This is a genomic window from Nitrospirota bacterium (assembly GCA_016235245.1).
Lineage (GTDB): Bacteria > Nitrospirota > Thermodesulfovibrionia > Thermodesulfovibrionales > UBA6898 > UBA6898.
This window is the reverse complement of record JACRLO010000012.1, coordinates 1-25,401: the sequence shown is the minus strand read 5'-3', so window position 1 is coordinate 25,401 and position 25,401 is coordinate 1. Positions and strand designations below refer to the sequence as shown.

Sequence of the window (25,401 nt, the reverse complement as noted above, 5' to 3'; positions counted from 1 at the left end):
CTGAATGTTTCCTTATAAAGACGACAACCCCACGAATACGTTTCCCTTTGTCACCATCGGCATAATTGGGCTGAATATCCTCGTCTTTCTGCTGCAGCTCTTGTCAGGCGCAGACGGCAAGCACATTGTCTATGCCTATGGCGCGATTCCGCACAATATCGTTTCGCTTGAATCCACCCAGCCCATACATCCCCTTCTTACCATTTTTACCTCCATGTTTATGCATGGCGGAGTCTTCCATATCTTTGGGAATATGCTCTATCTTTGGATCTTCGGCAATAATATCGAGGACAGGCTCGGCCACTTCAGGTTCGTTCTGTTCTATCTTTTTTGCGGGATTGCAGCTGCCCTGTCATATGCGCTGACTGCAGCCAGTTCTGAGGTGCCGATGATTGGGGCAAGTGGAGCGGTTTCGGGCGTGCTTGGAGCCTACATCCTTCTCTTTCCGATGGCGAGGGTGCATACGATTATCTTCCTTGGCTTTTTTATCCAGTCAGTGCAGATTCCCGCCTTGATAGTTATAGGGTTTTGGGCTATTATACAACTGATAAATGGCTTGATAGCGCAGGGAATGCCGGGACAGGGAGGCATTGCCTGGCTCGCACATGCAGGCGGATTTCTTGCCGGCCTTATCACCATTAAACTGTGGCAGCCAAGGAGGTTCAACACGTGGTAGTTGTATGCCCAAAATGCAAGACAAGGCTGAAGGTAGACGAGACAAAGCTTTCTCCCCAGGGCTCGAGGTTCAAGTGCCCTAAGTGCAGCACGGTTCTCGTTATCAAAAAGCCGGCTGCCCAGGAAAAGAAATCTTTAGATGATAAGAAAATCCTTCTTGCCCATTCCAGCGCGTCGGTTGTTGAGAATATCAAGCATCTGCTTGCAGGGGAAGGGTATACGGTTATTACGTCTGCAGACGGGATAGATGCTATGGTGAGGGCTTTAAAAGAGTTGCCGGCATTCTGCATTATTGAGGTTGCGCTTCCGAAGATTTACGGGTTTGAGGTCTGCAAGAAGCTGAAGTCACGGCCTGAAACAAAGGGGATGAAGCTGATTCTTGTCCCTTCGATATATGACAAGACAAAATACAGAAGAGAACCGGTGTCTCTCTATGGAGCTGATGATTACATCGAGGAGCATGATCTATCTGTCCGCCTGATCGAGTCGATCAACCGGATAAAGAGCGGAGTCCCATCTGAGCCTGAAAAACCTGCAGTACAGCCCAACCCGGAAGTTCCGCAAGCGCCTCAGCAGAGGCCGGCAGAAAGGGATGCTGAGGCGACTATCAGAGAGAAGCAGGTTGCGCCAGCCCCAGGGCAGCCAGCAGATGAAAAAACTGATGAGACGGTAGAAAAGGCGCGAAGGCTTTCACGTACGATAATTAATGACATCTATCTTTACAATTCTGCCAAGGTTGACGAGGCTGTCAGGCGCGGTGATTTTTACGCGGTTTTTGGTGCGGAGGTAAAAGAAGGTTTTAAGCTCTATGAGAGCAGGATACCTCAGGAGACGAGAAAAAAGGCCGATTTTTACCGGGAAGCTATCGATAATTTTCTGGTTGCAAAGAAAAAATCACTTTCGCAGTAATCTATTAATAAAAGAAGTTATTGAGAGAAAATAAGAGAAAAAGCGTATTTTTCTGATTTATCATCCTGCAATTGCCCTTGCTATAATCAATTAAATCCAGTTATATTAGCACTCACCGGCATTGAGTGCTAATAACCAAAAAATCTATTATTGAAGAAAGGAGAAATGCTTATGAAATTTAAGCCATTGAAGGAAAGGGTATTTGTATCCTACTCTGAAGAAGGAGAAAAAACAGCAGGCGGGATCTATATCCCTGATTCTGCCAAAGAAAAGCCCCAGAAGGGAAAAGTTGAGGCCATCGGTTCAGAAGTCAAGGAACTGAAGGTCGGCAATATCATCCTTTTTGACAAGTATTCAGGCTCCAAGGTAAATATTGACGGGACTGACTATCTGATCGTAAAAGAAGAAGACATACTCGGCATCGTAGAGTAATAAAAATCCAAACACAATTATTCAGGAGGAAATGACATATGGCAAAACAGCTTCTTTTTGACGAGGCAGCAAGGAGATCGATGCTGAAGGGCGTCACTCAGCTTACGGATGCAGTAAAGGCAACGCTTGGCCCGAAGGGCAAAAACGTTGTGATTGACAAGAAATACGGCGCACCGACCATCACCAAGGACGGTGTTACGGTCGCAAAAGAGATCGAGCTCAAGGATCCTTTCGAGAATATGGGAGCACAGCTTGTCCGCGAGGTAGCCAGCAAGACCTCAGATGTTGCCGGCGACGGCACAACCACCGCGACGGTCCTTGCATACGCAATCTACAGTGGCGGCATCAAGCACGTTGTTGCAGGCTCAAACCCCATGGATATCAAGAGGGGTATCGAGACGGCTGTGGAATCTATCGTAGGGGAACTCAAGAAGATCAGCAGGCCGGTACAGGACAAGAAAGAGATCGCACAGGTCGGCACTATTTCAGCGAACAATGACTCCACCATCGGCGAACTGATCGCAGACGCCATGGATAAGGTCGGCAAGGACGGCGTTATCACGGTTGAAGAGGCAAAGAGCATGACAACATCCCTCGATGTTGTTGAAGGCATGCAGTTTGACAGGGGATACAGCTCACCTTATTTCGTGACCGATCCGGAGAGGATGGAATGCAACCTTGACGATGCATTCATTTTAATCAATGAGAAGAAGATCTCTTCCATGAAGGACCTGCTTCCGATCCTAGAACAGACCGCTAAAATGGGCAAGCCGCTCATGATTATCGCTGAAGAGGTCGAGGGCGAAGCCCTTGCTACCCTTGTTGTGAATAAACTCAGGGGCACCATCCAGATATGCGCTGTCAAGGCTCCAGGATTTGGCGACAGGAGAAAGGCAATGCTTGAGGACCTCGCTATCCTTACCGGCGGGACCGTTATTTCCGAGGACCTCGGTATCAAGCTTGAGACCATTAAGCTGACAGATCTCGGCAGGGCAAAGAAGATTACGGTTGACAAGGAAAATACCACCATTATCGAGGGCGCAGGTGATCCCAAGAAGATCGAGGGCAGGGTAAAGCAGATCAAGGCACAGATCGATGAGACCACCTCAGATTATGACAGGGAAAAACTGCAGGAGAGGCTTGCAAAGATCGTTGGAGGCGTTGCTGTCATCAATGTCGGCGCAGCCACTGAGACCGAGATGAAGGAAAAGAAGGCAAGAGTCGAGGACGCGCTTCATGCCACCCGAGCGGCTGTTGAAGAGGGCATGGTCCCTGGCGGCGGCGTTGCACTGCTTCGTTGCGTCAGCGCACTGAAAGGCATCAAGGTTTCAAACCATGATCAGCAGGTGGGTGTTGACATTATCAAGAGGGCGCTTGAGGAGCCTATCCGCCAGATCATCAATAATACTGAGCTTGAGCCGTCTGTTATTGTGGAGAAGGTCAAGAGCTCAAAGGATGCAAATTACGGCTTTGATGCAGGTTCAGAAGAATATGTTGATATGCTGAAGGCCGGAATTGTTGACCCGACAAAGGTCACGAGGTGTGCGCTTCAGAACGCAGCATCAGTTGCATCTCTTATGCTTACCACCTCGGTTATGATCAGTGATCTGCCTGAGGAGAAGCCTGAGATGCCTGCAATGCCTCCTGGCGGCGGCATGGGCGGTATGTACTAATTACCGTTTATTATCTTACCCTAATATCTGAAAGGCGGGGCAGTTGCCCCGCCTTTTTTTATATCCTCCAGAGGGTAAACACTCCAGAGTGTATACCTTTACTTTGCCGGTCTTTTCTGGCATCCTAATTCTGGATGAAAAAGAACATTTTTCCCATGTTTTTCGCAACGCTTCTGCTTTTTTTGCTCTATGCCGGGATAGAGCTTTTTCTGCCCGTCCAGACCGGCAATAAGAACCTGGAAATTCAGATCCCAAAGGGATCTACCTTCAGACAGGCTGTTGAAATACTCCGCAGTCAGAACCTGATCAGGGATAAAAGGATTATTCTTGTTGCCGGCAGACTGACCGGCGTTGACAAACGTATCAGGGCCGGGTTTTATTCCCTCTGGACCGGCATGAATCCCCTTGAGATCTTGAAGTTCCTCCGCAAGGGCAAGATTATAGAGAATGAGGTGAAGATACTCGAAGGAGATTCCCTGCTTGAGATTTCATCCGCTTTTGCAAAGACAGGGATCATATCTTCCGAGGCATTCATGGAATTGGCGCAAGACCGTGATCTTCTTGCAACCTATGATATAAAGGCCCCGAGTATTGAAGGATATATCTACCCGGATACCTATTTCATACCGAAGGGCATGGGGGCTGAAGAGGCCCTCGACATCATGATCTCTAAAATGCGTGAAAAGCTTACCGATAAGGTGAAGGCCCGTACGCAGGAGCTTGGCATGACCGAAAATCAGATCCTGACCCTTGCATCGATTATTGAGAAGGAGGCTGTTGTTGACAGCGAGCGGCAACTGATCTCGGCTGTGTACCATAACAGACTCAGAAAAAAGATGCTTCTTCAGGCAGACCCTACGGCTATCTATGGCGTTAAAAGCTCGAAGGAAAGGATAACCCTAACAGATCTCAAGCGCCAGACTGCCTATAATACGTATGTTAATAAGGGGCTTCCCCCTGGGCCTATTGCCTCTGCGAGCATTAAATCGATCATGGCAGCACTCTATCCGGCGGCTGTGCCCTACATATATTTTGTTGCGCAGGATGACCGCTCACATCGGTTCACTGAGACTGCTGCGCAGCATGCAGAGGCGGTAAAGCGCTACCGCCTGATGAAACAGGAAAAAATGAATAACGCAAAGGAAGGCAGTAATGGCAACGGCCCATCGTAACAGGACAAGAAAACTCCACGTAGGGAATGTCCCGGTAGGTGGAGGGAGCACCATATCCGTACAGTCCATGTCAAAGACAGATACACGAGATGCCGCTACAACAGCGCGGCAGATACGGAGGCTTGCAAAGGCAGGATGTGAGATCATCAGAGTGGCAGTCCCGGACATGGAGGCTGCTCAGGCCTTAGGGAAGATCAGAAAGGCGATACCGATCCCCCTGATAGCAGATATTCACTTTGACTGGAGGCTTGCACTGGAGGCGATCAGTCAGGGGATCGAAGGTCTGCGGATCAACCCGGGGAATATAGGTGCACGCTGGAAAGTGGCCCAGGTGGTTACGGCCTGTAAGGATAAGGGCATCCCGATACGCATCGGCGTAAACGCAGGTTCCCTCGAAAAAGAGCTGCTGAAAAAATATGGGCATCCTACTCCCGAGGCCTTGGTACAAAGCGCAGCAGAACATATTACTCTCCTTGAAAGCCTGGACTTCAGGGATATAAAGGTGTCGCTTAAGGCCTCTAATGTCCCGACAACAGTTGATGCATACCGTCTCTTTGCAAAAAAGTTCAACTATCCGCTCCATATAGGGATATCAGAAGCTGGCCCTTCCTTTACCGGTATTATCAAGAGTTCTGTGGGGCTTGGTATTCTCCTTTCCGAGGGTATTGGCGATACGATGAGGGTTTCGCTGTCAGCCGATCCTGTACAGGAGGTGCGTGTTGCCTATGAGATACTCAAGTCGCTCAGCCTCAGGCAGAAAGGCGCAACAATCATTTCCTGCCCTACCTGCGGCCGATGCCAGATAGATATCAGGGGTCTTGCCTCCAGGGTGGAGACCGGGCTCAAGGACATGGAAAAACAGGTGACCGTTGCGGTCATGGGCTGTGTTGTTAACGGCCCGGGAGAGGCACGCGAGGCTGATATCGGCATAGCCGGAGGAAAAGGCATGGGTATACTGTTTCGGAAGGGCAAGGTTGTAAAAACCGTCAGGGAAAAAGATCTTCTCCGCGCATTGATGAGCGAGATTGAAAAAGGAGCGAAATAAGCGGGATGGAGATTATCAGGATTCCGAGGATCATGCAGGACACATCGCGGGGACACCTTCTCCGCAGCAGGACCATAGGTTTTGTACCGACCATGGGAGCGCTCCATGAGGGACACCTGAGCCTTATCAGGATGTCCAGAGAAGAAAATAACATAACCGCTGTGAGCATCTATGTGAACCCGACCCAGTTTGGTCCTGCAGAGGACTTCACCAAATATCCAAGACCGATTGAAGCTGATATCGAAAGGCTTAGGGAGGAGGCTGTTGATATCCTCTTTCTCCCTGACGATACGCTTATGTACCCGGCAGGATTTTCGACAGAGATCGAAGTGAAGGGTCTTTCTGAAAAGATGTGCGGCCATTTCAGGCCGGGCCATTTCAATGGCGTTGCAACTGTCGTAGCAAAGCTCTTTGCTATCGTCAGACCGACACGGGCTTATTTTGGCCAGAAGGACTTTCAGCAGACCGTGATCATCAGAAAAATGGCAAAGGACCTGAATCTTGACGTCGAAGTTGTTGTCTGTCCCACGATCAGGGAAGAGGACGGCCTGGCACTGAGTTCACGCAATGCTTACCTGGGGAGTGAAGAGAGGATTGCGGCAACAGTCCTTTTCCGCTGCCTCAACGAAGCAGCGGATGCAATGCGATCAGGGATACGATCAGGGGTAACGATACGGCAAACCATGCAATCACAGCTTGCAAAAGAAGCACGGATTACGAGTATTGATTATGTCTCGGCGTATCATCCTGATACGCTTGAGGAGCTGGAAGAACTTCGGGGAGAGGTGCTGCTTGCCGGAGCAGTGCGGTTTGCCGGAACGCGGCTTATCGACAATATGCTCGTTACGGTCTAGTCAGTATTCAGCGCTTCGTCCAGCCAGGTCTCGCCTGTATCACTGACACTGATGTCTCTGGTCAATTCCTTCATGACAACATAGTGAATCCGGTACCGGACATCTTCGGGAATATCCATAAACCTGATTCCCATTCCGGCTTCCGGCTGCACATCAGCAGAGATCTTGTGTGCAGAGACGACCATGCCCTTTAATTCGATAGGGTCTTCGTCATCAACGGTCAGGACAAGATCCATTTCTGTCCCCGCAGGATAGGGTTCAGCAGTCTTCAGAAAGATGCCCTCAACGGAAAGGTTTGATGCCGGGAGATCCCTTTGCCGCCCTTTGCAGTTGATGCTTACGCTTATGTTGAGCGGCGCCCTGATATGTCTTCGTTTGATGGAATGATTAAGGCATTTTTGTATGGCGAGGTAAAAATCGGTCACGTTGAGCGGTTTCTTGAGATATCCCTGGATATGCATCTTTTCGATCTCTGATTTCGAAAGGTTATCCTCTTCCGAACCGAGCATAAGGACAGGGACATCCCGCAGGAAGGCATCATTGCGCATCAGGTTAAGGCATGAAACGCCATTGATGCCGGGAAGGGCATAGTCAAGGACTATAATGGTCGGTTTTCGCTCCTTGGCTACCCTGACCGCTTCCAGTCCGTCAAGGGCCAGATAGACCTTGTACCCAAGCCGCTTGACCAGGATGCCGACATACATGAGGAGCGACGGGTTATCATTTGCAAAGAGTATGGCATTGGCATCAAGCTGGTTCATTGTGTGATGTCTTCTCCTGTGGCCTGATCGAGAGGTCAGGCACTCCTATTATACATCTCTCTGACCGTTGGGAAAAGGTCAATGTTGGTATGGGGTAGGAAAAGTGCTGACATATACTCATCCATGAATCCATGAGAAACGGAAAGCTCGATATAGGTCATCTTCTTTGCAATCTCATCTGCCTCCTGTCGCATCTTTCCGGACAGAAGGCAGAGATATGCGCCTGCAATGGAGGTGTTGCCGATAAAGGAGAACTTTTCCTTCGGCATATCAGGGAGCATCCCGATCATGATCGCCTTTTCCACATTAAGGTAGTTGCCGAACCCTCCTGCAATGTAGATCCGCTCTACCATATCAAGAGAAAGACCGACCTCCTTAAGGAGTACGGACATGCCGGCATAGATCGCTGCTTTTGCACGCAGGATATTCTCAATATCCACTTCGGTAAGCACGATATCCTTTGTCTCGCCGTGATGCAGAACAAACTCCGGACCTTCTTCTTCGATCCTGATCCTGTCTGTATTCAAATCCCGCATGAACTTGCCTTTCTGGTCAATGATACCGGCAAAAAAGAATTCCGATATCGCATCGATCATGCCGGAGCCGCATATGCCTGCAGGCTGCGCATTGCCGATCACTCCCAGCTCAACGTCAAAGGTAGCGGAATTGATCTTAACCGACTCGATGGCCCCCTCGGTTGCACGCATGCCATGCCTGATACCGCTGCCTTCAAAGCAGGGGCCGGCTGAAGTGGCAGCGGTAATGAGCCATTCGTTGTTGCCCACTACGATCTCGCCATTCGTGCCGATGTCCATAAAGAGCGCCACTTCGGCGCTTCTGTGCATCTTCGATGCAAGCAGGCCTGAAGTGATATCGCCGCCTACATAGCTGCCGACGCAGGGTATGGTATAGACCGGAGCCTGGTGGTTGATCAGGAGCTTTGCCGTGCCTGCACGCCAGGCCGGATAAGCATTTACGGTTGGGATGTAGGGTTCCTCCCGGATCGAAGAGGGGTCGAGTCCCCAGAAGAGCTGCACCATTGTGGTATTGCCGGAGATTACGGCAGAGTCGATATCGTCGCGGCTTATATGATTACGCTCCATCATCGGATTAAGCAGACCGTTAATGTCGTTGACCACTGCATTTCTCAATTCCTGCAGGGCTCCGCCTTCTGTTGCATGGACAATTCGTGTGATGACATCATCGCCATGACGCATCTGTGAATTGTAGGTCACGCCGGTATCCAGGAGCGTGCCGTCAGTGCAGTCAACGAGATAGACGACAACGGTCGTTGTGCCGATATCAACAGCAATGCCGTAGTGCTTGACCCGCTCGGGCGAGACGAGCGATATAGCCTCAAAATTTTCGGTGTACGTAAGATGTGCAGTCCAGTTATGCTGCCTCAGGGCCTTTGCCATGGTCTGCACAAAACCATGAGAAAAACGCATTTCCTCAATACCGTGCTCGATCAGGGATCTCTTAACCCGTTCCAGGTCGCTGATATTGTCCTCAATGGAAGGCGGCATGAGCGCAAGCATGATTTTTCTGACAGGAGGTGTCAGCGTCGGCTCCTCCAACTTGAGGAAATCGAGAAAGCTTTTCGACTTGGAGACCGCAATTTTATCGCCGATAACGAGCTTCGAATCTTCAGGAATCTCAATATGGATGTCTTCTTCAGGAAAGGTCGTGCATGCCAGTACAACCTTGTCCCCGATCTCTTTTTTCTTCAGTTTTGTTGCCGACTCAGTCCGGTATTTACCATCGAGGACCTTCACGCGGCATTTGCCGCAAACACCTTTGCCTCCGCAGGATGCGACAAGATAGACACCGTTGTCTCTCAGCGTCTGGTACACGCTTTTGCCAGGCTCCGCAGTAAGAGTTCTGCCGTTGAGTATTTTTATTTCCATGGTCTTTCATTGTATTGGTTGGCAAGAATGAAAATCAAGAAATCTCAGGGAGCGTCTCCTTTGTCCGTTGTCCGCAGTGACGTGCGGAGCTGATTGCGGCATGGATTTAAGGCCGGTTGACATCTCCATGGGAGAGCCTATAAATTACCCTTACACTACTTTCAGGAGGCTGCCTTGGCTACAAAAATAACTGTAAAGAACCCGATTGTCGAAATGGACGGCGATGAAATGACGAGGATCATCTGGCAGTTCATCAAGGACAAGCTCATATCCCCGTTCCTTGATATTGACCTGAAATACTATGACCTTGGCATGAAACACAGGGATGACACCGACGATCAGGTGACCATAGATGCAGCCAATGCGATCAAGGAATTCGGCGTAGGCGTCAAATGCGCCACGATTACGCCCAATGCTGCGAGGGTAAAGGAATACAATCTCAAGCAGATGTGGAAAAGTCCCAACGGCACGATCCGTTCCATGCTCGACGGCACGGTCATCAGAAAGCCGATTATTGTGAAGAACATCCCCCCCATGGTGCGGTCATGGAAAAAACCGATCATTATCGGACGTCATGCGTACGGCGATATCTATAAAAGCACCGAGATCGTTGTTGACGGTCCGGGCAAAGCAGAACTGGTCTTTACGCCTGCAGGCGGAGGGGAAAAGAAGGTCCTCACAATCCATGATTTTAAAGGCGCCGGCGTAATCATGGGCACCCATAACACCGAACCTTCGATCAGGAGCTTTGCAAAGGCCTGCATCCAGTATGCCCTGAGCGAGAAGGTGGACCTCTGGTTTGGCGCAAAGGATACCATTTCAAAACAGTATCACGGCTTTTTCCGGGATGTCTTTGCTGAAGAGGTAGAAAAGGCAAAGGATGCTCTGCAGAAGGCCGGGGTCGCTTATCGGTATATGCTCATTGATGATGCGGTTGCCCAGATCATGAAATCAGAGGGCGGTATGCTCTGGGCCTGCATGAACTATGACGGCGATGTTATGTCCGATCTGGTTGCATCCGGTTTTGGCAGCCTTGGCCTCATGACATCAGTTCTTGTTTCACCTGACGGCAAGTTCGAGTTTGAGGCAGCGCACGGCACGGTCATGCGCCATTATTATGAACACTTAAAGGGGAACCCGACATCAACGAACTCGGTTGCATCCATCTTTGCCTGGACAGGCGCGATTGCAAAAAGAGGAGAGCTCGATAATACCCCTGAGGTGGTGAACTATGCACGGACCGTTGAAGAGGCGGTCATTGCGACCATCGAAAACGGCATTATGACCAAGGACCTTATGCTTATTGCCGAGCCGAAGGTTACAACGTATGCGAAGACTGAAGAGTTTATTGATGCAGTGGTGGAGCGCCTGAAACTGCAACTGAAAGCATAGGATACCTGACTGGTTGGGATATGACGATACTTGTTAAGACAGCAGGCCTCCTGGTGCTTTCCAATATCTTCATGACGTTTGCGTGGTATGGCCACCTGAAAAACCTGAACAACAAGGCCTGGTATGTTGCGGCGTTAGTGAGCTGGAGCATTGCACTTTTTGAATACCTTCTGCAGGTCCCGGCAAACCGAATCGGTGCAACTTCCCTGAGCCTGCCCCAGCTCAAGATCCTGCAAGAGGTGATAACGCTTTCGGTCTTTGTGCCGTTTGTTGTCCTGTACATGGACCAGCCGCTCAAGCTCGATTACCTCTGGGCAGGCATCTGCCTCATGGGCGCGGTCTATTTTATTTTCAGAACATAGTGGTCCTCACTTTTACACCTACAAATAGACCTTGTTTTTAGCGTCATAACTTATTATCATTAAGCACTTTTCTATCGGAGGGGACGGATAGAATAGTGATAACACAAGCAGTCAATTGGATGAACTTTTTCGAGGGGCCGAAGCAGTTCATTTTTCCCATTTACCAGCGGATCTTCAGTTGGACCCTGAAATGCGGGCAAATCTCCTTTTCCCTCGGTTTCGCCGCTTTTGGCCGGGCGCACTCTTCGACGGCATTCAAGGCGGATGAATGAAAGAACTTATTCCTGTTGAGATAATCGAGAATAAGATCTATCTGATCCGAGGCCACAAGATCATGCTTGATAGGGATCTGGCTGAACTTTACGGGGTCGAAACGAAGCGCCTTAATGAACAGGTTCGCAGGAACCCGAAGCGATTTCCGGATGATTTTATGTTTCAACTAACAAAGGAAGAAGCGGAATCTTTAAGGTCGCATTTTGCGACCATAAAAAGCGGCAGAGGGGAACATCGAAAATACTTGCCCTATGTGTTTACCGAGCAGGGTGTTGCTATGCTCTCAAGTGTGTTGAACAGCGATCAGTCAATTGAGGTAAATGTCCAGATCATGCGGACGTTCGTCAAGCTCCGCGAACTGATTGCGACCCATAAAGACCTCGCCCGGAAACTCGCCAGCATGGAAAAGAAATATGACTCACAGTTCAAGGTAGTCTTTGACGCGATACGGCAATTAATGGCTCCGCCTATATCCAGGAAGGGCAAGATTGGGTTCAGGCGGGATGCCGATAAATGAAGAGTCCATAGTCTGACGCTGACAGGTATAACTCGGACACTCAGTGGATAGAGTGACGGAGCGGAATAACTTGAAGCTGCAATTTGCGATATCGAGTTTAAGAATTACCGGGTGCAATAAGGGCGAATGTCAATAAGCAGTCTGACCCTATAGACCCCTCGCATGATTGGAGACGGTGTTTGCAGGGATAATGATAGGGCCAGATATCCTGACAGATGGGAGTGCAAGAAATGAAAATCAAATTTGCTTATATATTGGCGATTAGCATCTGTTTTATATCATCGAGCTATGCAGTAGAGAAGTGGCATTTCGAAAAGACATACGAGACTGAACGACTGACAGAAAGGCCCTTTTATCTTTTTGCAACCGCCGACTTAAATCATAATGGTAAAAGCGAGATACTGGTTGCCGACTTCGGCATGCATGGCAACCACAATAGTGAATCTACGCAATGGTTTGAGTCAGAAACAGAAAAGGATTTTATGTTTGCAGTTCTCGAATGGGACGGTTCTAAACTCAATGTAAATTTAAAGAAGATTTGGACAGAGAGTGAGATGAATAATTTGTGGTATCGATTCGAAATTGAACAACTACTGGTATTGAAGGGCAACAGTGGAATTACAGTTGAGGCAGAACCTGCATATTTTGGAATCGAGTGGGAACATAACAAATACATATTTCATGAGCAGCGTGAAAGACCGCGCTTGACAGGTAGCTGGATATATCCCTGGCAGAGTCCAAGCTGCAACACGGAATTCGGTGGAAAAAAGTGGCCAATCGAATGCCTATATGGAATTCGGGATTTTTTGGTGACGGCAAATTGAGAATCTTCAGCTTTTCTCAGGAGAAGGAGCATGGAGAGCAAACATTAAAAATAAGAAGAAATGAGCCGGGATTTCCGGTCGAATGGGAACATAAGACCGGAAAGAAGGAAATATATTATTCAAAGAGCGTTGGCAGGTATCGAGCTTTTGGGCGGTTCGGCAATAACATTAGGGGAGGGCTTTTAATGTCATATATTGGCGAAGATCCTTTATATATATTTCGACCTGCTCGTAACGATAAAGCCAAATACGAAATTGTAAAGGTCGGCAAGAAGCCGCTCGGTATTAAGAACTATGATCTTCCTGATTTCTATATCGGCAGAACAAGGAGTAAGGATGTTGAGGAATACTTCGGATATCGCTTTGTAAAGGCGTATGATGGCGATAATATGCCAATTATTTCAGGTCTTGAGCTGAAAAAGGATATGTCAGGCTTTATTCAACGGGATATTCAGTTTGCTACTCATACGAAGAATCTTGGCGTCGGATATTTTGACGTTAAGGATATTGATGGAGATGGAATAGACGAAATAATCCTGGTTGAAGAGAATGGAGAAAGGGAATATTTCGAAGATGGTGATGTATTTTTCTATTCAGATGTTAAGGATTACATAAAGATACTCAAATGGACCGGGAAGAAGTATGAAGTAATGTGGGAAAGTCCACCGTATAACAAGCGAGGCACGAAGGTTCTTATCGATGACGTAAAAGGAACGGGGAAGAAACAGCTTGTTGTTCTAACTCGTGAGGGGACGGTGCAGATATGGGAAAAGAAGTAGCTATGGGTAATTTGATAAACCTATGTGCATTATCTCTTTGTTTGATATTGTTTTTATCAGGTTCTCTATTTGCGCAAATGACAGATGCTTCCATATCGACGGGTGCATCTTGGTTGCTCGAAAAAAGATATGGGCATAATGGTTGGTGGATAAATGGGGACACATCCGAATTAATTAAAAGTTAGCAATTCCGTTTACAAGAACTGCTGTCGCAATTACTGAACTATTGCAGCCAACGGAGACCCATTGACTTAACCTGTCAAGAAAAGACGGATAAATAATAACTTGAGATTATGTATATCCATGGGATATACTTTCTTTAGCATTGGCGTTAATGGAGGGTGTGTCATGATTGCGAAGACAGCACAGTGGGGCAACAGCATAGGCGTGCGCATACCCAGCGCGGTCGCCAAAAAGGCAGGCATTGGGGTGAACTCCACCATAGAGATCAACAATGCTGAGGGTGGTATTATCATCAAGCCCGCTGAAAAGCAGGAGTATTCCCTTAAAGAGCTTGTGAAGGAGATTACGGCTCAAAATCGTCATGCCGAGGCAGACTACGGTCAGCCTGTTGGCAAGGAGCTTCTTTAATGAAGGGTATCAACCCACCCCTTCACCCCTCCCAAGAGGGGACTTCAAACAGTGCGGCCCTGAGCTCAAAGGTCACTAAAGCACCTACTTCTGCTGGAGGGGTGTCATCATCCGTAACTGAAGGGATACGATGAGAACAATTCCGGATCGCGGCGATATTATCCTTTTGAGTTTCGATCCGACATTAGGGCATGAGCAGGCAGGGTTCAGACCGGCGCTTGTCCTTTCTCCTGCGCTCTACAATAAGGCTTCCGGCCTCTGTCTTATCTGCCCGATCACCACAAAGATCAAAGGTTATCCATTTGAAGTGGCGCTTGACGGTGCAAAGAAGACCTCTGGAGTTGCCCTTGCCGATCAGGTTCGCTCTATCGACTGGCAGGTCCGCAAAGTAAAAGTAACTGACCGCATTTCAGCGACAGCCCTTTCACAAGTCCTCGCTAAATTCAAACCTCTTCTTTACTGATATAACGCACTAATACAGCCCCATTGCCTTGCGTACGAGCTGCATGGTCTCCTGCGCCACCTTTCTGGCCTTCTCGTTTCCCTTTTCTGCTATCGCATGCAGTTTATCAGGATCAGCAAGAAGGGCTGCCCTTTTCTCCCAGATCGGCTCAAGCACAGAGAAGACGTTCTTGATAAGCACCTTCTTGCAGTCAATGCAGCCGATGCCTGCTGTCCTGCATCCCTCAGCAACCTCTGCCTGCTCTTCTGCTGTTGAAAAGACCTTATGAAGCTGAAAGACGGGAGACTGCTCCGGATCGCCTATGTCTGTTCTGCGAATACGGGCCGGGTCAGTGGTCATGGTCCTGATCTTCTGTTCTACTTCCTTTGCGCTGTCTGAAAGATAGATGGCATTGCCATAGCTCTTTGACATCTTTCTGCCATCTACCCCAGGCACCTTGGGGAAGGGGGTCAGCAGTGCATCAGGCTCAGGGAAAACCTCACCGTAAAGGTTATTAAACCTGCGTGCAATTTCACGCGATATCTCAAGGTGAGGCACCTGGTCTATGCCGACAGGCACATGCTTTGCCCGGTACATGATAATGTCTGCTGTCTGCAGAAGCGGGTAACCGAGAAAACCGTATGTGGAGAGGTCGCGCTCGCTCAGTTCTGTCTGCTTCTCTTTATAGGTCGGCACGCGCTCAAGCCAGCCAAGGGGTGTGATCATCGAAAGCAGGAGATGCAGCTCTGCATGCTCCAGTATCCTGGACTGGATAAAGATGGTGCATTTATCAGGATCAAGTCCTGCGGCAAGGAAGTTCACCAGCAGGTCTGTGACCGATTCGTGCAGCACCGAAGGGTTGGTATATCCTGTTGTAAGGGCATGCCAGTCAGCAACAAAATAGTAGCAATCGTATTTATCCTGCAGCTTCACCCAGTTCTGCAGCGCGCCGACATAATTGCCGAGATGTACCTTTCCGCTTGACTGCATACCGCTTAAGACTCTGTCCACAATAAACCTCCGCCTGGTATTAATGTATTTTTGATACTTCTGCTGCGCACTGCCCGGCCCTGTGAGTTTTCCAGATCAACTCGAAGTTGCAGATAATGACCTGTGGTTCCCCGGACCTGTTTTTCATAACTTCCCTGTTGTCATCCACAGCCAGAAGAAGGTCGTTGGCCTTGAGGGATGAACCGTCAAAGCCGTGCATATGCAATTTCGCCTTTACCGCATCCAAAAACGACCCGCACTGCTCTTCATCGATGATCCCCTTTTCGACTGCCTTGGAAAGGTCCACCGGAATATAAAGGGCATCACGGTTTTCGGCGACCCACTGATCAGGGCCGTTGTAATAGCCCCGGATGGTTATATAATTATGATTTTCCTGAAGCACAGGATTCCCTTCCGGGTCTAGGAGGTCCTTGTGAGATGCATATTTCCTGTCGTCGGTCGAGGCCTCTACCTTTTTGCTTCCGGTCATATAGATGGCCCTGACATAGACGGTGGGGATGCCGAGACGGTTCAGGGTCTGGGCCATGGCAAATTCCTCAAATGGGCTGTTTATACCGTATTGACGGACCTTGGGATCGCGTGAGCCCTCTTCATCACCAACAGGCATTTCGCCTATCCTGGATGTTTCCCAGACGAGATGAATGTTATCTTTTGTTATGGTATAAAAGACTTCTTTGGTTTCAGACAGTTTAATCGAGGGTGTTTTCCTCCAGCGCTCAGGGAGGAAATAATCGAACAGATGCGGATTGCGTCCGACAACCCAGAGGCGCCCGCCCGTGCTCTCTGCATGACCGTACAGATAGGGGACCCCGAAAATTTCTGCAGAAGAAAGATGTGCCGGCAATGAGGCCGGTTCAAAACGGTGCTTTTGATCATCGAGGTAGGAATGTCTTCTTGAATTCTTGACTGTCTCTTCATGCTCCGGCGTACGCAGGAGCAGTTCGTAATCAATGATGGAATAATTGCCGCTGCTGATCAGCTGATAGAGATGATCAACCTGATCTTTTTCAGGGTTCTTCTTATTCCCAAGGCCGATTTCTTTAATATGTTCGACCTCCGTCTCGCTGATAATGATATGCTCGGGTTTCATATCAGCTACCAAGTACCCCTTTTTATTGAGGTCCTTGTGTGCCGCAGCATCGAGAGTTTTCAGATGTTTTATCATCTCGTCGGTGTTGATATCGATGTACGCGAAGATCTCTTTGATATTCAGGCCCGTTATCCACTCGTAGATGAGCTTATACTGCTTCAGGATATCGAGATCAATGCCCGGATGTTTTGCCCGGATGCGGTTGATCCTGGCCCCTGATCTGCCGCTCTGCCATGCCTGCATCATTTCCGGTGGCACGTATATCGCCATGGGAAGCTGGGTATGTATCCTCGTCTCTTTCGGCCCATACAGGTTATCCATCAGCTCCATAACCAGGGCGAATTCTTCCCAGGGGCTGTTGAACTCTGCATCGCAGAACTCCTGCAGGGTATGGGTATCGAGAGGCACATCTTCGCCGACACGACAGTTTTTGACAACCAGGTCGAGGCTCAGGCCATCGACCTCTTTTGTTGGGACCTTGTACACGGAGCTGGCACCCATCAGTCGCAGTTTGTGTTTATTGAACCAGCCGGTTTCATACCAGTTCTCTATCTCAAAATGGTTAGCGCGTTTCTCGGCAAAACGGGTAAGATAAAGATCGCCGCCATCACTGGTCTTTGTATGGACGTACACAACGCCCAGCACATTGACCAGGTTTTTCTTCGAGACTACCATCTCCACATCGTCACAATATCCTGAAGGGTTTGAGCCGCTCTGTATTAATCAAGACGTTTCCTGAGCTCTTCGAGCTGGTCCTTCAGTTTTGCGGGCAGATGCTTTCCAAAGGTTGCGAAATGTGCCTCAATGTCCGGTATCTCATTTTTCCATTCAGCGGCATTTACGCTCATCAGTTCCTCTATATTTTCAGGTTCCAGTGTGAGGCCTGAAAGGTCAAGGTCCCCTTCTTTCGGCAGAAGACCGACCGCTGATTTTTCTGCGCCAATCGTGCCGTCAACGCGCTCACAGATCCATTTGAGCACTCTGCTGTTGTCGCTGAAGCCGGGCCAGAGGAACTTGCAGTCCTGGCTCTTCCTGAACCAGTTCACATAGAATATCTTCGGCGCTTTGCTGCCGAGCTTCTCGCCCATGCTGAACCAGTGCTCGAAATAGTCGCCCATGTTATATCCGCAGAAGGGCTTCATTGCAAAGGGATCTCTTCTTAGGTTGCCCACGGCTCCAATATTCGCTGCTGTTGTCTCTGAGGCGGCAGTGGCTCCCAGGAATACGCCATGTTCCCAGGATAGGGCCTCGTACACAAGCGGCACAACACTGGTGCGGCGACCGCCGAATATCAGGATATCGATCGGCACTCCTGCCGGATTTTCCCAGTCCTTGCAGATGACCGGGCATTGTGACGCATGAGCGGTGAAGCGTGCATTTGCATGCGCAGCGTCAGCCTTGCTTGCAGGTGTCCAGTCATGACCCTTCCAGTCAATGAGATGCGATGGCAGGTCGCCGTCCATGCCCTCCCACCATACATCGCCGTCATCTGTCAGCGCACAGTTTGTAAAGATGACATTCTCCCTGACCGTATCCATTGCCATAGGGTTTGTGGCATAGGATGTTCCCGGTGCAACGCCGAAGAACCCGCTTTCCGGGTTAATGGCATGCAGTCTGCCGTCTGGAGCGATCTTCAGCCAGGCAATGTCATCGCCGATGCATTCACATTTCCAGCCCTGAAGCGATGGCTGCATCATGGCCAGGTTGGTCTTGCCGCAGGCCGAAGGGAATGCTGCTGCAATATGATACTGCTTGCCTTCAGGGTTAGTGAGCCGCAGAATGAGCATATGTTCGGCAAGCCATCCCTCTCTTTTTGCCATGGCAGAGGCTATACGAAGGGCGAGACATTTTTTACCTAACAGGGCATTGCCGCCGTACCCGGACCCGTAAGACCAGATCAGGTTTTCTTCAGGGAAGTGGCTGATATATTTCTGCTCGATCGGGGCGCAGGGCCACTGCACATCCTTCTGCCCCGGTTCAAGCGGCGCACCGATCGAATGGAGGCAGGGGATGAAATCGCCGTCAGTACCCAAAAGTTCCAGGATCCGGGAACTCACCCTGGTCATGAGATGCATGTTGACCACAACATAGGGGCTGTCGCTGATCTCGATGCCTATCTTGGCCATGGGCGAACCGATGGGGCCCATGGAGAAAGGGATCACATACATGGTCCGGCCTTTCATGCAGCCCTTATAGAGGTCCTTCATGATCCCTTTGAGTTCATCCGGAGCCACCCAGTTGTTCGTGGGCCCAGCTTCATCCTGAGAGGTTGTCGAGATGTAGGTGCGGTCTTCAACGCGTGCTACATCGCTTGGGTCAGACCTGAACAGAAAGCTGTTCTTTCGTTTCTTCAATGGCGTAGCGCTGCCGCTTTCGATCAGCTTCTGCATCATACTGTCATATTCCTGTCTGGATCCGTCACATAGATAGATAGCGTCCGGCTGGCACATTTCCTTGACCTCGTCAATCCAGGCATTGAGTTTCTTATTCTTAATTTCTCGATTCATTGTTTCGCTCCTGCGCTCTCAATATATTTTCTAATACATCCCGAACAGTTTCAGAAAAAATGTAATGACCGGCATAATGAACAGGTTGGCGATGCCGGTATAGATCAGCACTAAAACAATGATAAATCCGAAGGGTTCGATCTTGCTGAACGTCATGGCCTGTTTTGACGGAAGCAGACCTGTCAATACCCTGCCACCATCAAGCGGAGGGATAGGGATCATGTTAAACGAAGCAAGCACGACATTCACGATTACGCTTGCAGAACAGATCATGAGGAGCGGTTTCATTAAGGTCTCTTTCACCATGTCAGGAGAAAGGCCTGCTATGGGCGCAAGCACGAGCTTGAGAAATATCACGCTTGCAAGGGCAAGCGCGATATTTGTGGCAGGACCGGCAATTGCCGAAAGAGCCATCCCTCTCCGGGGATTTCTGAAGTTCGAGGGATTGATCGGTACGGGCTTTGCGTAGCCGAACACAAAACGGCCCTCTGTCAGCACAAAGAGCATTATCGGCATGATAATCGTTCCGAAGAGGTCTATATGTGCAAGAGGGTTCAGAGTGAGCCTTCCAAGCAGCTTTGCGGTCGGATCACCAAGTCTGTATGCAACGTACCCGTGAGCCACCTCATGGAAGGTGATCGCAATAAGAATGGGCAGCGCAGAGATGAGAAGCCGCTGTAGTGTTTCCGGTTCCAAGATTCTCCCCAACGATATTTGAAAGTCAAGATAACTTCCGAGCGGTTGCCGTAGAAGTTATATAGTATTATGGATTTTACCGCGATAAGTCAAACAGGAGGAATGAACGTAAAATCAAGAGCCCTGCGGGTTTGCAGGGCTCCTGACTAATAAAATGCCTCCGGAGACGGGGCAGGAAATCGGCACGGAAAAAAGTTTTTTCTGCACGTTCCGCATGCCCCCAAAAAAGGTTTGAGCCGCGGCATTGCCAAGCCTTTCAATGGCAGCTCATCTCCAATGCCAAAAGCCTTCATACCGTTTACGCTCATTCATCGATGAATGGACGTATAACGTGGGATCTGTGAGCATTAATTCTTATCCGTTGTTCCGGTACCCTGCATCGGGACAGTTGCGTTGCCGCCGTCAGAATTTATGCTGAAGCTGCCGGTATAGGTCGTTGCTGCCGTCGGCGCAAATCTGAACACTATGCTGCATGTTCCGGAAGGAGCCACGGTCGAACTGCTGCAGCCGTCTGTAACCTTTGTAAATGGCGCTGAGGGTGAAGACACAGAGCTTATATGAAGTGGTCCTGTGCCTGCGTTTGAGACCACCGCAGTGCTATCCTTTGTGGTGCCTGACCTGACAGACCCAAAGAGCACTGATGCCGGGGCTCCAAGGAGCGGGGTGCCGGTCACAGCGGCCCTGATATCTGCCACCTCAGTTAACACTGCAGAGCCTGCGCTGTCGTGCAACAGATACGCTGTCCGGGCGACGTCGTCGAATACCAGCGTTAAATCCGGGTCCAGGGCCGCAGACGTAATCATCAAAGGGTTTGCCGACAGACCCTGGATCTGGTCAGACGGAACAAGGTAGCCGGAAGCCTCATCTGTCACCATTAACCTGACCGAGAATGGTCCGGCGCCTTCCGCGAAAGCCGTAAGCAGCCATCCTTCAGGCAACAGATGGTAGCTGTTTCTCGCCATCTTCCAGGTGGAAGTATCAGGCGTTGCCATGGCCACGGCGCCTGCTGAAACATTCCCTGCGGCGTCTCTTGCACAGACTCGATAGTAATAGGTGACCCCGTTGGTCAAGCCGCTGTCCGAGATGGCAGTGTTGCTGCCCAGATAGACCTGTGTGCCGTTTGTACACTGGCTGTTTGGGTAAGCGCCGGTATTTCTGACCAGGGTATAGGTGTTAGTTCCATTCAGTCCGCTGCCGGTGTCTGTAACCCCCTCCCAGTTTAACAGGATTTCTTTGTTGAACCCTGATGCCGTCAGTGTGCCGTCTGTCGGGGCCGAAAGATCCTGCCGAATCTGGCCTGACTTGACCACTTCGGCATTGCCGATATTATCTGATGAGAAATAGCGAACATATTGTGTGCAGGAAGAACCAGCTCCGCAGACGACATTTACGGCCGTGCCTGAGGTGGCAGGGGTGCAGGTATTTGCCGTATCAAGACAGTATCTGGTAAATGAGACGCCTGATCCGGAGCCGTCCGAAGGACTCAGTATGACGTTTACAGGGCTCGTGTTCACCCATGCGGCAGTCGTATTGATAGAGGTCACCGGAGCGGCAGAATCCATAGTCCTTGTCACCGGTGTCGCCGTGCCTGTTCCACCCCCACTGACAGCCCTCATATTGAGGGTCAATGTCTGTCCGTTTGTCGCGGTTATGCCGGTCTTGGTGCAGGTGAATAAAGGGCTGGCCCCTGAGACTGTTGCAGAAAGCCACGTACTGCCGTTAATCGTATATGCGCACGATGTGACAGTAGTCTCATTATCGGTAAAGTGCGTTGTCAAATCAAATGGGCTGTCGACAAAACTGCCAAACTCTGTATTGGAAGGGGTTACGGTCCCGGGTACAGGAGCGGTTGTATCATTTGACGGCGCCGTAAATGTCGCAGTCATTGTGGAAGATGATGCACTGATGGCCGTGACGCTGACATTGCTGGGGCTTCCGTTAAAGAGATTACTGTTGGGAGATGAAGCGGAACTGAAGGCAGTCCTTGACGCAGAGCCCGGGAAGGGGTCTCCCGTATCGCCCGAGTCAGTATTGCCTATTTCGAGCTCCCAGAGATTATCTGCCTGCACAAGGGAGACGTGATAATGCTGTGTAACACAAGAAGGGCCTCCAGGATAGCATTCACTGTCATTTGAGGTTTTGCTCTCATCGATATGCCATATCAGGAGGCCGGCACCGGGCAAACCAACGTCAAAGCCGACCTGCTGTCTGTTTTCGACAAGGAAATACTCCCCTGCTGTGGAGGGACTGCCCAGGAGCAATTGGTAGACATCCGGCGAACCGGCAGCCTGTGATACAGACTCATTCACCATAGTCCCTGAAACCTGGACCGGGGTTACCCATCCGAGAAAGTATTTTGACCAGGCATCCATATGAGCCGGACGGTCGCCGGAATTACCGTTCCATGATCCGCCAGCCATGAGGCTCCAGTCCCCCACCCCGTTTGAAGTATAGTCAGTGTCATACAGGTCAGGCAGGCCAAGGGCATGTCCGTATTCATGTGCAAAGACGCCCATAGTCTGCTGGCTTCCCCATAACACCTCCGGCTGCACTACATAGTCATCTACCTTGATATATTGGCCGGGATGGCCCGGGCAGGCATCGTTTGTGGTATAAGCGCCGTGGTGACTGTTAACCCAGTAATACGCCCCTGAAAGGCTCCAGCTATGAGACCATATGTCTGTTGATATCCCGCCTGCTTCCTGCCCCGTTCCCTGATGGACAATATTGACAACATCGACATAACAATCGCCATCCTGATCATAGGGAGCAAAATCAAACCCGGCTGCATCGGCTGCTGCAACAGCCTCATACACAAGATCTCCGGGCCATTGATCATTGCCTGATCCTCCCACATCTGTCCCGTAATAATTGTGCGAATTTAATGCCTGATACCACCCTGCAACACCCCCTGGGCCGGCAGATACCGAGAAAGCGCCATAAGAGACTTCCTGATAATAGTCATTCATGCTGAAATTCCCTGTTCCAAAGAGCAGAGTATTGAAAGCAGTGTTTGAATACGTGGTTGAGGTATTATTGAAATTCACGAGGATAACAGGGATGTTTGCCGTGCCCGTTGGCGGAACAACCTTCGAAGGTCCTCCTTCAGATGCAACGCCTGTCACAGGCGCAGAACTCCTGGCTTTAAGCGCTTTTGAAGGTTCTCTCTTATGAACACGGCTCAATGCCTCTCCTTTGGGTCTCAGATGTTTAGCGATTCCGACAGGAGAATCTTTGCCCGCAATCCTTGAAGAGCTGACAAGGTCGCCGACTGCTGTATGCTCAGCATAGGCCCAACTTTTTACGGCCTCATCGAAGACGATCGAGAGCCCCTCTTGCGTTTCCCATCCGTGGAGGTTTTCGTCTCCCCATTGCCGTGCGCTGATTTTGGAACCGTCAGCCTGCTTAAGCGTATGGAGTCCCGGCGCAGCAGGGACCGCATGGCTTTGCTGAGGCGTAGAGAATATGCTGAAGCAGAGCAGTAGAATATATAAGGCGTTATGTTTCTTCGGTATCATTGAGGCCTCCTTAATGGGGTATAGAGGTGACGACACCTACCCTCCACCTTGAGTTATTGGTATCGCCCTTTCCTGTCGCCTTTGATAGATCAGTATACATATACAGGACCTGCGCCCTGCCTGCTGATTAGTTATTCACCACTATATTAATTATAACAGATAAGGATACATAGCAACATACCGCTATGGCTGTTATATTGATATGTTTCTGAAGGGTTCCGGCAAGAAGAATACCCTTACAGCGTGTCTGTCTCATCACATTAGATGGTTAATTTGTCGGGGCCGCTTGTATTAAGACAAAAAGCCTTTTCTTTTCGTTATAATAATTCATCTTAATGTTCAGGGGTGCTCAATGAAATTCTTTATTGATACGGCAAACATCGACGAGATTAAAAAGGCCTGGGAGCTGGGCGTCATTGACGGGGTAACGACGAATCCTTCGCTTATTGCCAAAGAAGGCAAGGACCCTGTGCAGATTCTGAAGGCAATCTGCGGCATTGTGAAGGGGCCGGTCAACGGCGAAGTTATCGGCACCACTGCTGATGTGATGATACAAGAGGGCAAGGAACTGGCGAAGATCCATAAGAATATTGTTATCAAGATCCCGATGATAGCGGAGGGGCTTAAGGCAGTCAAGAAGCTTTCTTCCATGGGCATAAAGACAAATGTAACCCTCATTTTTTCTGCTAACCAGGCCCTCCTTGCAGCAAAGGCAGGAGCAACCTATGTAAGCCCTTTTGTCGGCCGCCTCGACGACATCGGCCACCATGGCATGGACATTGTTGAGGAGATCCTGGATATATATGAAAACTATCTGTTTGAGACTGAGGTGATCGTCGCCTCTGTGAGGAACCCGCTCCATGTGCTTGATGCCGCACGCATGGGAGCACATATTGCAACCATTCCGTATTCCGTAATAACCCAGCTCATAAAGCATCCCCTGACCGAGATCGGACTTGAGAAGTTTCTGAAAGATTGGGAAAAAGTCCCGAAGCAACCGGCGAAAAAGAGATAGGAACTTACGTTATGCCGATCTATGAGTACCAATGCAACGTATGCCGCGAGGATTTTGAAAAGCTGGTTTTTGGAAACAGGGAGGTTCTTTGTCCCAAATGCGCATCAAAGGATGTGAAGAAGAAGATGTCTGCATTTGGTATGAGCGGTGTAGATAAGCCTTTTGCCGGTTCGTCCTCTGCAGGATGCACCTCCTGCAGTAAGGGTTCCTGCAGTTCCTGCAAGTAATCAGGCCCAGAGATTGCGGTTATTGCAGGATAAAGGGATTCGCCCTCAGTATTTTGGTAACTTTCAGAGGATTACCTTCCATCACAAAAACAGTCATGCCGCGTTCGTCCGTCTTTCTGCCTGACGTTACCCAGCTGCTTTTCCAGGAAATGTTTACGAGCAACCGATCTCCTTCCATCTCGATCCATCTGGGGGTGAAAATTATATCCACACTGTCAAAGACCTGCCTGCCTGACATAATATCCCTGAATCCTGCCTCAGTGGTATTTCTCTGTATGGTTTCCAAATCCTTCTTTATAAAGGCGTTTCTGATCGTATCCGCAACGCTGAAGGCTTCAGTGGCTGCCTTCGATTCCTGGCTAACCTGTTTTACCTCTTTTTTGCCGCCGCAGGAAACAAGCAGGACAGATACGAGCAACAGAAGTGCTATTTTTTTCATTGTTCCCCCTGAATGGTCTGAACTTCTTTGCTAATGATAAACATTCACCTCCTTTTTTTCAACCAGGAGCTTTTCGATCTTCCTTGATAAGCCCCCCCCGACTATTCATTTATTAGAGTAGAGATCAATAAGGGCTCAAATCCTTGCAATTTTGCAAAAGGGATGGACGTATTTGCAGAACTGCAAACAAATCTTCGAAAAGAATCCTTTAAAAACGCAGTGTTTCATGTTGGCATGAAGCCTGCATATATACAGGCAAGATCAACAAGCAGGAGGATACGAAGATGAAA

Annotated in this window: 24 protein-coding genes; 16 read left to right on the top strand and 8 right to left on the bottom strand. The window is 49.5% G+C overall.

Going from position 1 to position 25,401, the window contains the following annotated elements; translation table 11 throughout:
* Positions 1 to 4: 4 nt before the first annotated feature.
* The 7 genes from HZB31_06300 (at position 5) to HZB31_06270 (ending at position 6,760) form a co-directional block, all read left to right on the top strand.
* Positions 5 to 676 carry a rhomboid family intramembrane serine protease gene (locus tag HZB31_06300; GenBank protein ID MBI5847551.1) on the top strand — a complete coding sequence of 224 codons (672 nt, stop codon included), beginning with the start codon at positions 5 to 7 and terminating at the stop codon, positions 674 to 676.
* Positions 670 to 1,584, top strand: coding sequence for a zinc-ribbon domain-containing protein (locus tag HZB31_06295; protein ID MBI5847550.1), 915 nt, complete (start codon positions 670 to 672; stop codon positions 1,582 to 1,584). The genes HZB31_06300 and HZB31_06295 overlap by 7 nt, the downstream gene beginning before the upstream one ends.
* Before the next feature lie 171 nt (positions 1,585 to 1,755).
* On the top strand, positions 1,756 to 2,016 hold the full coding sequence (groES, locus tag HZB31_06290; protein MBI5847549.1) for a co-chaperone GroES: 261 nt from the start codon (positions 1,756 to 1,758) through the stop codon (positions 2,014 to 2,016).
* A gap of 38 nt (positions 2,017 to 2,054) precedes the next feature.
* Complete coding sequence (gene groL, locus HZB31_06285; protein MBI5847548.1) at positions 2,055 to 3,689, top strand: chaperonin GroEL; 1,635 nt, start codon at positions 2,055 to 2,057, stop codon at positions 3,687 to 3,689.
* Positions 3,690 to 3,823: 134 nt separating this feature from the next.
* Positions 3,824 to 4,861 (top strand): endolytic transglycosylase MltG, encoded by a 1,038-nt coding sequence (gene mltG, locus HZB31_06280; GenBank protein MBI5847547.1) that lies wholly within the window; start codon positions 3,824 to 3,826, stop codon positions 4,859 to 4,861.
* A complete protein-coding gene (ispG, locus tag HZB31_06275; protein ID MBI5847546.1) occupies positions 4,842 to 5,906 on the top strand; it encodes a flavodoxin-dependent (E)-4-hydroxy-3-methylbut-2-enyl-diphosphate synthase in 1,065 nt (354 codons plus the stop codon). Before mltG ends, ispG begins: the two co-directional genes overlap by 20 nt.
* 5 nt (positions 5,907 to 5,911) lie before the next feature.
* A complete protein-coding gene (locus HZB31_06270; GenBank protein ID MBI5847545.1) occupies positions 5,912 to 6,760 on the top strand; it encodes a pantoate--beta-alanine ligase in 849 nt (282 codons plus the stop codon).
* Here HZB31_06270 and HZB31_06265 read toward each other — a convergent pair.
* Positions 6,757 to 7,521, bottom strand: coding sequence for a response regulator (locus HZB31_06265; protein MBI5847544.1), 765 nt, complete (start codon positions 7,519 to 7,521; stop codon positions 6,757 to 6,759). The two genes, HZB31_06270 and HZB31_06265, sit on opposite strands and share 4 nt — an antisense overlap.
* A 35-nt stretch (positions 7,522 to 7,556) precedes the next feature.
* Positions 7,557 to 9,428 carry a DUF4445 domain-containing protein gene (locus HZB31_06260; protein MBI5847543.1) on the bottom strand — a complete coding sequence of 624 codons (1,872 nt, stop codon included), beginning with the start codon at positions 9,426 to 9,428 and terminating at the stop codon, positions 7,557 to 7,559.
* Positions 9,429 to 9,641: 213 nt separating this feature from the next.
* Here HZB31_06260 and HZB31_06255 point away from each other — a divergent pair, with 213 nt between their 5' ends.
* The 7 genes from HZB31_06255 (at position 9,642) to mazF (ending at position 14,629) form a co-directional block, all read left to right on the top strand.
* The gene (locus HZB31_06255) at positions 9,642 to 10,820 is read left to right on the top strand and encodes an NADP-dependent isocitrate dehydrogenase (GenBank protein ID MBI5847542.1); all 1,179 of its coding nucleotides are present in this window, start codon (positions 9,642 to 9,644) and stop codon (positions 10,818 to 10,820) included.
* 20 nt (positions 10,821 to 10,840) lie between these two features.
* Positions 10,841 to 11,182 (top strand): DMT family protein, encoded by a 342-nt coding sequence (locus tag HZB31_06250; protein MBI5847541.1) that lies wholly within the window; start codon positions 10,841 to 10,843, stop codon positions 11,180 to 11,182.
* A gap of 268 nt (positions 11,183 to 11,450) precedes the next feature.
* Positions 11,451 to 11,972 (top strand): ORF6N domain-containing protein, encoded by a 522-nt coding sequence (locus HZB31_06245; GenBank protein MBI5847540.1) that lies wholly within the window; start codon positions 11,451 to 11,453, stop codon positions 11,970 to 11,972.
* A gap of 230 nt (positions 11,973 to 12,202) precedes the next feature.
* Positions 12,203 to 12,796, top strand: coding sequence for a hypothetical protein (locus tag HZB31_06240; GenBank protein ID MBI5847539.1), 594 nt, complete (start codon positions 12,203 to 12,205; stop codon positions 12,794 to 12,796).
* Complete coding sequence (locus HZB31_06235) at positions 12,754 to 13,575, top strand: hypothetical protein (GenBank protein MBI5847538.1); 822 nt, start codon at positions 12,754 to 12,756, stop codon at positions 13,573 to 13,575. Before HZB31_06240 ends, HZB31_06235 begins: the two co-directional genes overlap by 43 nt.
* Before the next feature lie 348 nt (positions 13,576 to 13,923).
* Positions 13,924 to 14,166, top strand: coding sequence for an AbrB/MazE/SpoVT family DNA-binding domain-containing protein (locus HZB31_06230; GenBank protein ID MBI5847537.1), 243 nt, complete (start codon positions 13,924 to 13,926; stop codon positions 14,164 to 14,166).
* Positions 14,167 to 14,296: 130 nt separating this feature from the next.
* The gene (mazF, locus tag HZB31_06225; GenBank protein ID MBI5847536.1) at positions 14,297 to 14,629 is read left to right on the top strand and encodes an endoribonuclease MazF; all 333 of its coding nucleotides are present in this window, start codon (positions 14,297 to 14,299) and stop codon (positions 14,627 to 14,629) included.
* Between the two features lie 9 nt (positions 14,630 to 14,638).
* On the opposite strand, the gene trpS is transcribed toward mazF, so the two are convergent.
* The 5 genes from trpS to HZB31_06200 form a co-directional block, all read right to left on the bottom strand.
* Complete coding sequence (gene trpS, locus HZB31_06220) at positions 14,639 to 15,598, bottom strand: tryptophan--tRNA ligase (GenBank protein MBI5847535.1); 960 nt, start codon at positions 15,596 to 15,598, stop codon at positions 14,639 to 14,641.
* A gap of 40 nt (positions 15,599 to 15,638) precedes the next feature.
* Positions 15,639 to 17,390 carry a hypothetical protein gene (locus tag HZB31_06215; GenBank protein ID MBI5847534.1) on the bottom strand — a complete coding sequence of 584 codons (1,752 nt, stop codon included), beginning with the start codon at positions 17,388 to 17,390 and terminating at the stop codon, positions 15,639 to 15,641.
* A 38-nt stretch (positions 17,391 to 17,428) separates the two neighbouring features.
* The gene (locus HZB31_06210) at positions 17,429 to 19,216 is read right to left on the bottom strand and encodes a phosphoenolpyruvate carboxykinase (GTP) (GenBank protein MBI5847533.1); all 1,788 of its coding nucleotides are present in this window, start codon (positions 19,214 to 19,216) and stop codon (positions 17,429 to 17,431) included.
* A gap of 30 nt (positions 19,217 to 19,246) precedes the next feature.
* On the bottom strand, positions 19,247 to 19,915 hold the full coding sequence (locus HZB31_06205; protein MBI5847532.1) for a site-2 protease family protein: 669 nt from the start codon (positions 19,913 to 19,915) through the stop codon (positions 19,247 to 19,249).
* A 344-nt stretch (positions 19,916 to 20,259) separates the two neighbouring features.
* Entirely contained in the window at positions 20,260 to 23,430 is a 3,171-nt protein-coding gene (locus HZB31_06200) for a M6 family metalloprotease domain-containing protein (protein MBI5847531.1), read from the bottom strand.
* Between the two features lie 352 nt (positions 23,431 to 23,782).
* Here HZB31_06200 and fsa point away from each other — a divergent pair, with 352 nt between their 5' ends.
* On the top strand, positions 23,783 to 24,445 hold the full coding sequence (gene fsa, locus HZB31_06195; GenBank protein ID MBI5847530.1) for a fructose-6-phosphate aldolase: 663 nt from the start codon (positions 23,783 to 23,785) through the stop codon (positions 24,443 to 24,445).
* Positions 24,446 to 24,456: 11 nt separating this feature from the next.
* Positions 24,457 to 24,672, top strand: coding sequence for a zinc ribbon domain-containing protein (locus HZB31_06190; GenBank protein ID MBI5847529.1), 216 nt, complete (start codon positions 24,457 to 24,459; stop codon positions 24,670 to 24,672).
* Positions 24,673 to 24,691: 19 nt separating this feature from the next.
* Here the strand turns inward: HZB31_06190 and HZB31_06185 are convergent, their stop codons facing one another.
* The gene (locus HZB31_06185; protein ID MBI5847528.1) at positions 24,692 to 25,111 is read right to left on the bottom strand and encodes a hypothetical protein; all 420 of its coding nucleotides are present in this window, start codon (positions 25,109 to 25,111) and stop codon (positions 24,692 to 24,694) included.
* Positions 25,112 to 25,401 lie beyond the last annotated feature (290 nt).

Excerpts from the sequence above, each read along its gene's own strand:
- HZB31_06300 (MBI5847551.1), top strand. The coding sequence starts at position 5 with ATGTTTCCTTATAAAGACGACAACCCCACGAATACGTTTCCCTTTGTC.
- groES (MBI5847549.1), top strand. The coding sequence starts at position 1,756 with ATGAAATTTAAGCCATTGAAGGAAAGGGTATTTGTATCCTACTCTGAA.
- groL (MBI5847548.1), top strand. The coding sequence starts at position 2,055 with ATGGCAAAACAGCTTCTTTTTGACGAGGCAGCAAGGAGATCGATGCTG.
- mltG (MBI5847547.1), top strand. The coding sequence starts at position 3,824 with ATGAAAAAGAACATTTTTCCCATGTTTTTCGCAACGCTTCTGCTTTTT.
- ispG (MBI5847546.1), top strand. The coding sequence starts at position 4,842 with ATGGCAACGGCCCATCGTAACAGGACAAGAAAACTCCACGTAGGGAAT.
- HZB31_06270 (MBI5847545.1), top strand. The coding sequence starts at position 5,912 with ATGGAGATTATCAGGATTCCGAGGATCATGCAGGACACATCGCGGGGA.
- HZB31_06265 (MBI5847544.1), bottom strand. The coding sequence starts at position 7,521 with ATGAACCAGCTTGATGCCAATGCCATACTCTTTGCAAATGATAACCCG.
- HZB31_06260 (MBI5847543.1), bottom strand. The coding sequence starts at position 9,428 with ATGGAAATAAAAATACTCAACGGCAGAACTCTTACTGCGGAGCCTGGC.
- HZB31_06255 (MBI5847542.1), top strand. The coding sequence starts at position 9,642 with ATGGACGGCGATGAAATGACGAGGATCATCTGGCAGTTCATCAAGGAC.
- HZB31_06250 (MBI5847541.1), top strand. The coding sequence starts at position 10,841 with ATGACGATACTTGTTAAGACAGCAGGCCTCCTGGTGCTTTCCAATATC.
- HZB31_06245 (MBI5847540.1), top strand. The coding sequence starts at position 11,451 with ATGAAAGAACTTATTCCTGTTGAGATAATCGAGAATAAGATCTATCTG.
- HZB31_06240 (MBI5847539.1), top strand. The coding sequence starts at position 12,203 with ATGAAAATCAAATTTGCTTATATATTGGCGATTAGCATCTGTTTTATA.
- HZB31_06235 (MBI5847538.1), top strand. The coding sequence starts at position 12,754 with ATGCCTATATGGAATTCGGGATTTTTTGGTGACGGCAAATTGAGAATC.
- HZB31_06230 (MBI5847537.1), top strand. The coding sequence starts at position 13,924 with ATGATTGCGAAGACAGCACAGTGGGGCAACAGCATAGGCGTGCGCATA.
- mazF (MBI5847536.1), top strand. The coding sequence starts at position 14,297 with ATGAGAACAATTCCGGATCGCGGCGATATTATCCTTTTGAGTTTCGAT.
- trpS (MBI5847535.1), bottom strand. The coding sequence starts at position 15,598 with ATGCAGTCAAGCGGAAAGGTACATCTCGGCAATTATGTCGGCGCGCTG.
- HZB31_06210 (MBI5847533.1), bottom strand. The coding sequence starts at position 19,216 with ATGAATCGAGAAATTAAGAATAAGAAACTCAATGCCTGGATTGACGAG.
- HZB31_06200 (MBI5847531.1), bottom strand. The coding sequence starts at position 23,430 with ATGATACCGAAGAAACATAACGCCTTATATATTCTACTGCTCTGCTTC.
- fsa (MBI5847530.1), top strand. The coding sequence starts at position 23,783 with ATGAAATTCTTTATTGATACGGCAAACATCGACGAGATTAAAAAGGCC.
- HZB31_06190 (MBI5847529.1), top strand. The coding sequence starts at position 24,457 with ATGCCGATCTATGAGTACCAATGCAACGTATGCCGCGAGGATTTTGAA.
- HZB31_06185 (MBI5847528.1), bottom strand. The coding sequence starts at position 25,111 with ATGAAAAAAATAGCACTTCTGTTGCTCGTATCTGTCCTGCTTGTTTCC.